This window comes from Catenulispora rubra, assembly GCF_015356825.1.
GTDB lineage: Bacteria > Actinomycetota > Actinomycetes > Streptomycetales > Catenulisporaceae > Catenulispora > Catenulispora rubra.
The window spans coordinates 1-10,989 of the sequence record NZ_JAACYW010000360.1; the positions used below are offsets into that span (position 1 = coordinate 1).

11 protein-coding genes, 1 pseudogene and 1 riboswitch are annotated in these 10,989 nt (G+C 70.6%); of the genes and pseudogenes, 10 read left to right on the top strand and 2 right to left on the bottom strand.

Annotated features, from left to right (window positions below; genetic code table 11):
• Nucleotides 1–693 (top strand): annotated as a pseudogene (locus GWK61_RS48570) (transcriptional regulator); the annotation flags it as partial.
• Between the two features lie 110 nt (nt 694–803).
• On the opposite strand, the gene GWK61_RS48575 reads toward GWK61_RS48570, so the two are convergent.
• A complete protein-coding gene (locus GWK61_RS48575) occupies nt 804–1,490 on the bottom strand; it encodes a choice-of-anchor P family protein (protein ID WP_194920311.1) in 687 nt (228 codons plus the stop codon).
• 296 nt (nt 1,491–1,786) lie between these two features.
• On the opposite strand from GWK61_RS48575, the gene GWK61_RS48580 reads away from it, so the two are divergent.
• Nucleotides 1,787–2,602, top strand: a complete 816-nt coding sequence (locus GWK61_RS48580; protein ID WP_194920312.1) for a hypothetical protein — start codon at nt 1,787–1,789, stop codon at nt 2,600–2,602.
• A 148-nt stretch (nt 2,603–2,750) separates the two neighbouring features.
• On the opposite strand, the gene GWK61_RS48585 is transcribed toward GWK61_RS48580, so the two are convergent.
• Nucleotides 2,751–3,374, bottom strand: a complete 624-nt coding sequence (locus GWK61_RS48585) for an SGNH/GDSL hydrolase family protein (RefSeq protein ID WP_194920313.1) — start codon at nt 3,372–3,374, stop codon at nt 2,751–2,753.
• A 27-nt stretch (nt 3,375–3,401) separates the two neighbouring features.
• On the opposite strand from GWK61_RS48585, the gene GWK61_RS48590 reads away from it, so the two are divergent.
• The 8 genes from GWK61_RS48590 to GWK61_RS48625 all read left to right on the top strand — a co-directional run bounded on the left by GWK61_RS48590 (nt 3,402) and on the right by GWK61_RS48625 (nt 10,972).
• Nucleotides 3,402–3,902 carry a zinc-binding dehydrogenase gene (locus GWK61_RS48590; protein ID WP_194920314.1) on the top strand — a complete coding sequence of 167 codons (501 nt, stop codon included), beginning with the start codon at nt 3,402–3,404 and terminating at the stop codon, nt 3,900–3,902.
• Nucleotides 3,903–3,906: 4 nt separating this feature from the next.
• Entirely contained in the window at nt 3,907–4,566 is a 660-nt protein-coding gene (locus GWK61_RS48595) for a ScbR family autoregulator-binding transcription factor (RefSeq protein WP_194920315.1), read from the top strand.
• A gap of 58 nt (nt 4,567–4,624) precedes the next feature.
• On the top strand, nt 4,625–5,014 hold the full coding sequence (locus GWK61_RS48600) for a PPOX class F420-dependent oxidoreductase (RefSeq protein ID WP_194920316.1): 390 nt from the start codon (nt 4,625–4,627) through the stop codon (nt 5,012–5,014).
• A 49-nt stretch (nt 5,015–5,063) separates the two neighbouring features.
• Nucleotides 5,064–5,310: riboswitch (cobalamin riboswitch) on the top strand.
• 204 nt (nt 5,311–5,514) lie between these two features.
• Complete coding sequence (locus GWK61_RS48605; RefSeq protein ID WP_323748100.1) at nt 5,515–7,872, top strand: ribonucleoside-diphosphate reductase subunit alpha; 2,358 nt, start codon at nt 5,515–5,517, stop codon at nt 7,870–7,872.
• Nucleotides 7,873–7,902: 30 nt separating this feature from the next.
• Entirely contained in the window at nt 7,903–8,898 is a 996-nt protein-coding gene (locus GWK61_RS48610; protein WP_194920317.1) for a ribonucleotide-diphosphate reductase subunit beta, read from the top strand.
• 12 nt (nt 8,899–8,910) lie between these two features.
• Nucleotides 8,911–9,693 carry a helical backbone metal receptor gene (locus tag GWK61_RS48615; protein ID WP_194920318.1) on the top strand — a complete coding sequence of 261 codons (783 nt, stop codon included), beginning with the start codon at nt 8,911–8,913 and terminating at the stop codon, nt 9,691–9,693.
• A gap of 86 nt (nt 9,694–9,779) precedes the next feature.
• Nucleotides 9,780–10,385 carry a ClpP family protease gene (locus GWK61_RS48620; protein ID WP_194920319.1) on the top strand — a complete coding sequence of 202 codons (606 nt, stop codon included), beginning with the start codon at nt 9,780–9,782 and terminating at the stop codon, nt 10,383–10,385.
• On the top strand, nt 10,382–10,972 hold the full coding sequence (locus tag GWK61_RS48625; RefSeq protein WP_194920320.1) for a ClpP family protease: 591 nt from the start codon (nt 10,382–10,384) through the stop codon (nt 10,970–10,972). The genes GWK61_RS48620 and GWK61_RS48625 overlap by 4 nt, the downstream gene beginning before the upstream one ends.
• Nucleotides 10,973–10,989: the final 17 nt, after the last annotated feature.

Genomic DNA, 10,989 nt, shown 5'->3' on the forward strand with positions numbered 1-10,989 from the left:
TCATCGACCTCAGCCTCAGCCGCGCCGAAGTCGCCGCCGTCATCGTCGACCCCACCGGCCGCCCTCCCGACCCCGGTCACCGTCAACGTCCTCGCCGACAACTGGGACACCGAATGCGGCCAGTGGTTCTACGCGACCCAGCCGCCCGCCAAAGTCCCCCCGCCCCCGGGCCTGCCCGACGTCGGCCTCTGGGCCCAGCCCCTCGGCGCGGTCCCCGGCGGCCACCTCCGCCTCCAGCTCACCGCGCAGGGCAGCGCCGGACGGCCGCCGGTCGTCCTGCACACGCTCTACGTCCACGTCGTCGGCGCGAAGCCCGCGCCCCAGGGCGGCTACGCCTACACCATGGGCTCCGGCTGCGGCGGCGGGCTGGATCCGGCCTCGTTCGCCATCGATCTGGACGCCGCGGACCCGAAGATCAAGGCCGTCAAGGGCGAGACCTCGAACAACACCGTCGGGCTCGCCGACTTCCCGTTCCAGGTCTCCGGCAGCGACTCGCAGGTCCTGGACGTCGACGCGCACTCCGCGAACCGGGAGATCGACTGGGACCTGGTCCTGGTCTGGAGCTGCGGGGACCAGCAGGGCACGCTGACGGTCGACGACCACGGCAGGCCGTTCCGCACCATCGGCCTGAACGGGAAGCCCGCGTACTGGTACGACGGCTCCAAGTGGAGCACCACCACACTCGACCAGTGAGCCCCGGTAAGACCAGGCGAGCCCCCAAGAAAACAGCGGGTCCCGACCCAGTGGCCTGAGCCGGGACCCGCCGCTGAAACCCTCAGGGCCTCAGGCCCCGAGTGCCCGCTTTAGTGCATGTGGTGCTGCGAGCTGCTCGTGCTCGGCGCCGCACCGCCGCACTCCGCGTAGCCGAGGACGACCTCCTGGCCGCCGGCCAGCGTGATGTCCGCGGCCTCGACGGTCAGGTTGCCGTCTTTGTCGGTGGTCTGCTTGTTGAACACGATGCTGCCCAGGACCGGCACGGCGATCGTCTGGTTCACGCCGGTCGGGATGGTGATCGTCACCGGCGGCAGCGGGGGCAGCGGCGCCGGCGGCGCGACCGGGGTGAAGACCGCCGTGGCGATGGTCGAGGTGCCGGTGGCGGTGCCCGGGGTGGCCGGGGCGGTGCAGGTGGCCTTGATCCCGGTGATGTCGAGCGAGCCGACCAGCGGGATCGTCAGGATCAGGTGCGCGGCGGTCGCCGACGACGAGGCGGTGCCGGCCTTGGGGTCGCCGGCGGTGGTGGCGGTGAGCAGGGCGTCGACGTTGATCGGCCCGAGGTTCAGGGTCGGCAGCGTCTTGGTGCCGCCGGGCGGGAACTTCGAGTCCGGCGTCGGCGGCACGTTGACCAGGCCGCCGAGCGCCTGCGCGGAGACGACGTACGCCTCCGCCTGGGGGTTCATGGTGCAGGCCTGCGAGGGCGAGACGACGCCCAGCGTGGTGCCGATCAGCGCGGCGGTCATGCCGCACGCACGCAGCCCGATTCGGAGACGCATGGGGAATTCATACCTTTCGCCAACAATGGGACCATTCGCGGAAATCATTCCCAAGCGCCACGGTATTCCCACGATTCGCCACGCGCGCAGGGCCGAACAGGGGGCGAACATCAGCCCGTTGGCTCAGTGGACGTCGATTGAGCAGATGACGCGTGGCGCATACTCGGCGCAATTCCGGCACGTTCCCCTACTCCCCCGGGCGTAGAAGAGGTGTCTCTCCACGCCGGATGGCAACGTCACCCCCGATCCCGAGGATGAAGGAGTCACAGCAACCATCCACCCCGCCGGGAGTCAACGTGACCGCCGCGACGTCAGCCGCTCCGCTCAGCCCCGCCCCGCCGTCCTGGTGGGTGGCGGTCCGCGGGATCTGGACGCACGGCCGCCGCATCGAGCGGGTCTGCTACCTCCTCGGCCTGGTCCTGCTCGCCTCGGGCGCGTTCCACTTCGCCCTGTTCTTCGTGCGCGGCGGACCGTGGGAGGGCCCCGTCTCCTGGCGCAAGCCCACGACCTTCGGCCTGTCCTTCGGCCTCACCCTCATCGCCGTCGCCTGGGTCGCCTCCTACCTCAAGCTCCCCGAACGCACCCGCACGCCGGCCCTCGGCGTCTTCGCCGCCGACTGCTTCGTCGAGGTCGGCGGCATCACGCTCCAGGCCTGGCGCCACGTCCCCTCGCACATCGACATGCAGGGCTCCTTCAACACCGGCGTCTCGATGACCCTGGCCGTCGGCGGCGGGATCCTGGTCGTCGTGCTCGGCCGCCTGGCCGTCGCGGCCTTCCGCGGCGACCCGCACCAGGCCCCGTCGATGCGCCTGGCCCTGCGCGCCGGCTTCGCGACCCTGATGATCGGCCTGCTCTCCGGCGCGGCGATGATCGCCCGCGGCACCCCCGAGGCCAAGACCGGGCACCAGCAGCAGGCCTACCACGACCTGGGCTTCCTCAAGCTGGTCCACGGCATCAGCCTGCACGGCGTCCTGGTCCTCCCCACACTGGCCTGGGCCCTGACGCTGACCTCCTGGCCGGAGCAGAAGCGGACCCGGACGGTGAAGCTGGCCGCGTCCGCCTACGGAATCGCGATCGCCGCGGCGCTGGTGTTCGACCTCGCGACGATGTGACGCGCGGAGTCCAACCGGCTCAGCCCTTCACCGTCCCGGCCACGGCGAACCGGCGCCGGGACACACCGGGGCCATCAAGGTTCGCACTCGTCACGCGGACCATTTCATCCCGATCACACCCGACAAGCGATGATTTACACGCGCGTCGTCAGATCTCCAACTCCTTCATGAACGCGTCGGCGATCAGCGCGTGCCCCGCCAGGTTCGGGTGGATGCGGTCCCCGGCCCAGTCCGTCGACGCCGTGGTCACCAGCGCGCCGTCGAACGCCCGCTGCGTCGGGATGTGCACCGCGTCGAACTCCTCGGCCAGGCCCGCGACCGCGGTCACGAACGTGTCGCTGGCCGCGCGCTGCGGCTCGGTGAGGTCCGGCTCGATGATGTAGGGGTCGGCCAGGATCAGGCGGCAGCCGGTCTCCTCGACCGCGCGGCGCAGCAGCGTGCGCAGGGTCTCGACGTACTCCGGGAGCGGGACGGCGTTGTCCGGGTCGCCGTCGAAGGCGCGCCAGACGTCGTTGATGCCGATCATCACCGACAGCCAGTCCGGCCGCGGGGCCAGCGCGTCGGCCTCCCAGCGCCCGGCCAGGTGCCGGACGGTGTTGCCGCTGGTGCCGCGGTTGGTCCAGGTCAGCCGGGCCTCGGGGTGCCGGGCGGTGGTGAACGCCCGCAGCAGGCTGACGTACCCGTTGCCGTAGGGGGCGTTCTCTTCGCGACGTCCGCAGTCAGTGATGCTGTCGCCGATGAGAAGGATGTGCTGGCCGTCCTTGAAGAACACGGGTCTGACCCTCCGGTGCGCTTACGGATGTGGAACGTCCGATCTTCCCGCGACGGGGCCCGATCAGGCGAGGCCGTCGATCCAATCCGCGAGACGACTCCCCCGCACGGTCATCACCTCCGGATCGCGCAACGCATTGGCCAGCACCGACATCCCCTGGTACGCCGCGACGAGTTCGAGGGCGAGCTCATACGCGTCGGCCCGACCGAGCTGACGGAACTGCTCCTCGCCCCCGGCGGCCGCCTGGTCAGCTACGGCGCCGCCGCCGGCCAGCCCGACCCCGCCGCCCCGACCCTGGCGGACCTGCGCCGCAACAACTGGACCACGGCCGGCTTCAGCATCATCAACCGGGCCCGGGGCGACGCCGGCGCGGTCGGCGACCTCATCGCCGGGGTCTTCGCGCTCACCGCCGAAGGCCTGGCCATCCCGGCGCCGGGCGTCATCGGCTGGAACGAGGCCGCCGAGGCGCACATCGCGCAGGCCGAGAACCGCAGCCCCGGCAAGACCGTCATCGCGGTGCAGGGCTGAGCACGTGACGCCGCCGCAAGCCGACTCCCGAACTCCGGGCGACTCCCGAGCCCCGGGCGAGCCCACCCAGGAGCGCGCCCGCCGCACCCGCCGCGCCATCATGCTGGCCGCGTCCGAGTGTTTCGCAGAAGTCGGCTACGCGACGGCCACCACCAGCGAGATCGCAGCGCGCGCCGGTGTCACCAAGGGCGCGCTCGCCTTCCACTTCCCGGCGAAGGCGGCCATCGCGGCGGCCATCGTCGAGGAATGCTACGAACAGTGGCCCTCGGTACTCACCGAGGCGATGCCGGCGCACGACCGGATTCTGGACGTGCTCGGCGAGGTCTTCGCCCGCATCGCAGCGCAGATCCGCGAGGACCCGATCGTCCGGGCGACAGTCCGCCTGCAAGCCGAGCGCGCGCAGATCTCCGAGCCGGTCCACATGCCGTTCGTGGACTGGATCGCCACCTCGACCGACCTGTTCCGCACCGCCGCCGAACGCGGCGAGCTCCGGCCCGGAGCCGATCCCGGCGCACTGGCCCGGGCCTCGGTCGCCGGCTTCCAGGGAGTTCAGCACGTCTCGGGAATCCTGTCCGGCCACGCCGACGTCGCCGACCGGGTCGCCGAGTGGTGGTCGGTCATGCGCACCGGCATCGGCGCCGCTTCCGACGATCACGTTTCCTGATCGCTGTCAGTCGACTTCTCCCCTTGCCCGAAATCCGATCCCCGGCTGGAGTAGACCCATGTCCGTCATCCCCGAATCCCACGCCGACCTGCTCGAGCGCCCCGTGTTCTGCCACCTGGCGACCGTCCGCGCCGACGACACCCCGCACGTGAACCCGATGTGGTTCCTGTGGGACGGCGAGTTCCTGTCCTTCACCACCTCGACCAAGCGCGCCAAGTACAAGGAGCTCAGCGACCGCCCGCACGCCGCGGTCTCCATCAACGACCCCGACGCGCCGTACCGCTACCTGGAGCTGCGCGGGACCGTGGACCGCATCGTGCCGGACCCGGAGGGTGACTTCTTCGCCGTCCTGGCCGACCGCTACGCCCTGCCGATGGACGGTCCCGTGGGCGACGCGCCGACCCGCGTGCGGATCTACCTGCGGCCGACGCACGCCACCTTCCAGTAGTCCCCTGACATACAGCATGTTGATTGGAATTTGAGCGCCGCCACAAGATATGGTGTCCGACGCAGCTGGTTCGACCACCGCCCCGCACAAGGGCGGCGGTCGAGGCAAGAGGGAACCCGGTGCGAGACCGGGACTGCCCCGCAGCGGTGAGTGGGAACGACAGCCGTCGTACACACTGGGCCGAGTGGCGCCGGAAGGCGCCGGCCTGGGAAGTGACGGCCAGTAGGTTCGCGCGGCCCTTTCCGGGCCCGCGAGCGCCCACGAGTCCGAAGACCTGCCAGCCGTGCCGTGCCCGGACGTGGGGTACGGCTGGTCCGAGGCCGCGTGGGACGGCTGACGGCGGAGCGCGTCGCGGCTTTCGCGCGCCTCCGGTGTCTGCCTCGCCAACGGTTCCGGACCTCGGACCTACGACTGGCGAGGAGAAGGTTGTGACGGTCACGCTCACACATGTCGGGACCACGGAGGCAGCGGGGCGCGCGGGAGCGCAAACGCTGTCGGCGGTGACCACGACAGCGACGACAGCAGCTCAGCTCGAAGCGGAGATCGCAGACAAGTCCGCGGACCTGCCCGACGTCGACCCGGCGCGCGTCGCCCGCAAAACCTTCGCGGGCCTGCCGCCGAGCGCCACCGCCGACCAGATCGCCGACCTCGCCGTCCAGAGCGCGGCCGAGCTCATCGGCGAGGAGCCGCAGTACTCGAAGCTCGCCGCCCGCCTGCTGTCCGGGGTCATCGCCCGCGAGGCCGCCGGCCAGGGCGCGAGCAGCTTCAGCGCTTCCATCGCCGTCGGGCATCGGGAGGGCCTGATCGGCGACGTGACGGAGGCTCTGGTGAGCTCGGCGGCGGGGCAGTTCGACGCCGCCGTCGATCCCGAGGGCGATCGCCGCTTCGAGTACTTCGGCCTGCGCACCGTCTACGACCGCTACCTGCTGCGGCACCCGGTGACCCGCCGCGTGATCGAGACCCCGCAGCACTTCCTGCTGCGCGTCGCCGTCGGGCTGTCGCAGGACCCGCAGGAAGCCGTCGGCTTCTACCGCCTGATGTCCTCGCTGGCCTACCTGCCCAGCTCGCCGACGCTGTTCAACTCCGGCACCCGGCACACCCAGATGTCGTCCTGCTACCTGGTGGACTCCCCGCGCGACGAGCTGGACTCCATCTACGACCGCTACCACCAGGTCGCGCGCCTGTCGAAGTTCGCCGGCGGCATCGGCATCGGCTTCTCCCGGGTCCGCGGGCGCGGCGCCCTGATCCGCAGCACCAACGGCCGCTCCAACGGCATCGTCCCGTTCCTGCGCACGCTCGACTCCTCGGTCGCCGCGGTCAACCAGGGCGGCCGGCGCAAGGGCGCGGCGTGCGTGTACCTGGAGCCGTGGCACCCGGACGTCGAGGAGTTCCTCCAGCTGCGGGACAACACCGGCGAGGACGCGCGCCGCACGCACAACCTGAACCTGGCCAACTGGATCCCGGACGAGTTCATGCGGCGCGTCGAGGCCGACGGCCTCTGGTCCCTGATGGACCCCGACCAGGTGCCGGAGCTGCCGGACCTGTGGGGCGCGGAGTTCGACGCGGCGTACCGCGCGGCCGAGGCCGAGGGCCGTTACGTCCGGCAAGTCTCGGCGCGCGAGCTCTACGGCAAGATGATGCGCACGCTGGCGCAGACCGGCAACGGCTGGATGACGTTCAAGGACGCGTCCAACAAGCTGTGCAACCAGACCGGCGTGCCGGGCCCCGGCAAGAGCCAGAACACCGTGCACCTGTCGAATCTGTGCACTGAGATCATCGAGGTCTCCTCCGACGCCGAGACCGCCGTCTGCAACCTGGGCTCGATCAACCTCGGGGCGCACCTGACGCCGTCCCGCGACGCGATCGACTGGAACCGGCTGCGTGCCACGGTCCGCACCGCCGTGGTCTTCCTGGACCGCGTCATCGACATCAACTACTACCCGAGCGAGCAGACCGCGGCGTCGAACCCGCGCTGGCGTCCGGTCGGGCTGGGCCTGATGGGGCTCCAGGACGTGTTCTTCGCGCTGCGGCTGCCCTTCGACGACGCGCGGGCGCAAGAGCTGTCGACCCGGATCTCCGAGGAGATCTACCTGACCGCGCTGGAGACCTCGGCCGGCCTGGCCGAGGAGTTCGGCGCGCACCCGGCGTTCGCGGACACCCGCGCGGCGCGCGGCGACCTCCAGCCGGACCTGTGGAACGTCGCCACCTCGCCGGAGCTGGCCGCCCGCTGGAGCACGGTGCGCGGCCGGATCGCGGCCACCGGCCTTCGCAACTCGCTGCTGGTGGCGATCGCCCCGACCGCGACCATCGCCTCCATCGCCGGCTGCTACGAGTGCATCGAGCCGCAGGTGTCGAACCTGTTCAAGCGCGAGACGCTGTCCGGGGAGTTCCTGCAGATCAACTCGGCGCTGGTCGGCGAGCTGAAGACGCTGGGGCTGTGGACCCCGGCGGTGCGCGAGGCGATCAAGCGGGCCGAGGGCTCGGTGCAGGGCGTCGAGGCGCTGCCGGCGGAGATCAGGACCCTGTATCGCACGGCGTGGGAGCTGCCGCAGAAAGCGCTGATCGACCTGGCGGCGGCGCGTGGACCGTTCGTCGACCAGTCGCAGTCGCTGAACCTGTTCCTGGCCGCGCCGACGATCGGGAAGCTGTCGTCGATGTACATGTACGCCTGGAAGGCCGGGCTGAAGTCCACGTACTACCTGCGCTCGCGGCCCGCGACGCGGATCCAGCAGGCGACGGTCGCCGCCACGGCCGCCCCGTCCGCCACCGCCGCCCCCGCCGACCTGCCGGTGATCGCCGACGACGAGGCGATCGCCTGCTCGCTGGAGAACCCCGAAGCCTGCGAAGCCTGCCAGTAAGCCAGTAAGCCAGTAAAGGAAATCCCTCTCATGCTGCTCGACCCGGGTCTCGACCTGACCCTGCGCCCGATGCGCTACCCGCACTTCTTCGACCGCTACCGCGACGCGATCAAGAACACCTGGACCGTGGAGGAGGTGGACCTGCACAGCGATCTGACCGACCTGGACAAGCTCTCGGCCGCCGAGCGCCACCTGGTCTCCCGCCTGGTCGCGTTCTTCGCCACCGGCGACACGATCGTCGCGAACAACCTGGTGCTGAACCTGTACCAGCACGTCAACAGCCCCGAGGGCCGGCTGTACCTGTCGCGGCAGCTGTTCGAGGAGGCCGTGCACGTCCAGTTCTACCTGAACCTGCTCGACACCTACGTGCCCGACGAGGACGAGCGCACGGCGGCGTTCGCGGCCGTGGAGAACATCCCGTCGATCCGTCGCAAGGCAGAGTTCTGTTTCCGCTGGATCGACTCGCTGGGCGATCTGAAGCGGCTGGAGACCCGCGACGACCGCCGGGCCTTCCTGCTGAACCTGATCTGCTTCGCGGCGTGCATCGAGGGGCTGTTCTTCTACGGCGCCTTCGCGTACGTGTACTTCCTGCGCTCGCGCGGCCTGCTGCACGGCCTGGCGTCCGGCACCAACTGGGTGTTCCGCGACGAGTCGATGCACATGGCCTTCGCCTTCGACGTGGTGGACACGGTCCGCGCCGAGGAGCCGGACCTGTTCGACGACGAGATGGCGCAGCAGGTGCGCGACATGCTGGCCGAGGCCGTGGAGTGCGAGACGCAGTTCGCCGAGGACCTGCTCGGCGCCGGGGTGTCGGGGCTGCCGGTCGCGGACATGCGGGCGTACCTGGAGCACGTCGCCGACCGGCGGCTGGAGCAACTGGGGCTGAAGCCGGTGTACGGGACGGCGAACCCGCTGGGGTTCATGGAGCTCCAGGACGTACAGGAGCTGTCGAACTTCTTCGAGCGGCGGGTCTCGGCGTACCAGGTGGCGGTCGGCGGTAGCGTCTCGTTCGACGACGACTTCTAGAAGGGCAGGGGTATGCAGCGCGTGGTGTCGTTGGTGCCGTCGCTGACCGAGGCGATCGCGACGACGGCACCACGGCTGCTGGTCGGCGCGACGGCCTGGTGCACGCACCCGGCAGACCTGGACGTCGAGCGGATCGGCGGGACGAAGAACCCTGACGTACGGCGGATCGTCGCGCTGGCGCCGGATCTGGTGGTGGCGAACGAGGAGGAGAACCGGCCCGCCGATCTCGACGCTCTGCGCGAGGCCGGGGTCTCCGTGCTGGTCACGCAGATCCGGACGCTGGACGAGGCGTTCCGGGAGCTGGACCGGATGCTGACCGTCGGCTGCGGGCTCGATCGGCCGGGGTGGTTGGACGCGGCGGAAGCTGCTTGGGCTGCGGTGGCGGCGGAACTGGGGCCGCCGCCATCGCAAGGTTCTGATTCATCGGCCGCCGCGCCCGCACCTTCCAGCAGGTCGGCCGTCATCCCCATCTGGCGGCGGCCGTGGATGGTCCTGGGCCGCGACACGTTCGCCGGCGACGTCCTGGCGCGGCTCGGCGTACGGAACGTCTATTCCGACCATGCCGAGCGCTATCCGAAGATCCCGCTGCCCGAACTCCTCGCCAGCGGCGCCGAACTCGTCGTCCTCCCCGACGAGCCCTACGCGTTCAGCATCTCCGACGGCCCCGAAGCCTTCCCCGGGCTGCCCGCCGCCCTGGTCTCCGGCCGCCACCTCACCTGGTACGGTCCCTCGCTCGCCGAGGCCCCCGACGTGCTGCGCCGTCAGCTTCGCAGTGGCCGATCCGCCCACAGCTGATCTGCTCTGAGCTGATCCGCTGTCAGCTGATCCGCCCAGAGCAGCACCGCATTCTCAGCCGTCCACAGCCGGGGCACGGTGAAGTCATGGCAGAAGACGAAAAGACACCCCAGTTCAGTTGGCGCACCCGGGAGCAACTGTTCAGCCGGCGGGTCCTGGTGCTCGACGGCGACCTCGACGACGACAACGGCACCCTGCTGACGACGCAGTTCCTCTCCCTGGCCACCGAGGATCCGGACGCGGGGATCTCGCTGTGGATCCACTCCCGCGGCGGCTCCGTCCCGGCGATGCTGGCGATCCGCGACGTGATGCGACTGGTCCCGTGCGAGGTCTCGACCCTCGCGCTGGGTCTGGCGGCCAGCGCGGGCCAGTTCCTGCTGTCGGCGGGCACGCCCGGCCGCCGCTTCGCCCTCCCGCATGCCAGGATCCTGATGCACCAGGGCTCCGCGGGCATCGGCGGCAGCACCGTAGACGTCGAGGTGCAGGCGGACGACCTGCGGCACATGGTGACCACGGTCCTCGGGCTGATCGCCGGCGACACCGGCCAGCCCTACGACCGCGTCTACGAGGACTCCCTGCACGACCGGTGGTTCACGGCGCAGCAGGCGAAGGACTACGGCTTCATCGACCACATCGTGGAGTCCTTCGGCCAGGTGGTGCCCGAGCGCAAGCGGATCGGAATCAGGGCATGAGCACCTACACCGTCCCCTACGTGACCACCCAGAGCCCCCGCGGCGAGCGCGTCACGGACATCTACTCGCACCTGCTGACCGAGCGCATCATCTACCTCGGCACGGCCATCGACGCCGGCGTGGCGAACGCCCTGATCGCCCAACTGCTGCACCTGGAGTCCGACGGCCCCGACCGCGAGATCAGCCTCTACGTGAACTGCGAAGGCGGCGACCTCACCTCCATGCTGGCGATCTACGACACGATGCAGCACATCAAGTCCCCGATCCGCACGACGTGCGTGGGCCAGGCGATCGCGGTCGGCGCGGTCCTGCTGGCGGCGGGCACCCCGGGCCTGCGCTCGGTCCTCCCGCACGCCCGCGTGGTCCTGCACCAGCCGGCGGCCCGCGGCCAGGGCGCCATCCCGGACCTGATCATCCAGGCCGACGAGCTGGTCCGGATGCGCAGCGAACTCGAGACGATCCTGACCCAGCACACCGGCCAAACCGCCGACCGCCTCCGCCACGACACCGACCGCGACCGCGTGTTCACGGCCGCCGCGGCGGTGGAGTACGGGCTGGCGGACCGGGTTCTGGGGCCGCGGGAGTAGGGGACGGAGGCCGGGGG

What these genes read in the sequence shown, in the direction of transcription:
- GWK61_RS48590 (WP_194920314.1), top strand. Translation starts at nt 3,402, where the DNA reads ATGTGGAACGTCCGATCTTCCCGCGACGGGGCCCGATCAGGCGAGGCC.
- GWK61_RS48625 (WP_194920320.1), top strand. Translation starts at nt 10,382, where the DNA reads ATGAGCACCTACACCGTCCCCTACGTGACCACCCAGAGCCCCCGCGGC.
- GWK61_RS48615 (WP_194920318.1), top strand. Translation starts at nt 8,911, where the DNA reads ATGCAGCGCGTGGTGTCGTTGGTGCCGTCGCTGACCGAGGCGATCGCG.
- GWK61_RS48575 (WP_194920311.1), bottom strand. Translation starts at nt 1,490, where the DNA reads ATGCGTCTCCGAATCGGGCTGCGTGCGTGCGGCATGACCGCCGCGCTG.
- GWK61_RS48600 (WP_194920316.1), top strand. Translation starts at nt 4,625, where the DNA reads ATGTCCGTCATCCCCGAATCCCACGCCGACCTGCTCGAGCGCCCCGTG.
- GWK61_RS48610 (WP_194920317.1), top strand. Translation starts at nt 7,903, where the DNA reads ATGCTGCTCGACCCGGGTCTCGACCTGACCCTGCGCCCGATGCGCTAC.
- GWK61_RS48620 (WP_194920319.1), top strand. Translation starts at nt 9,780, where the DNA reads ATGGCAGAAGACGAAAAGACACCCCAGTTCAGTTGGCGCACCCGGGAG.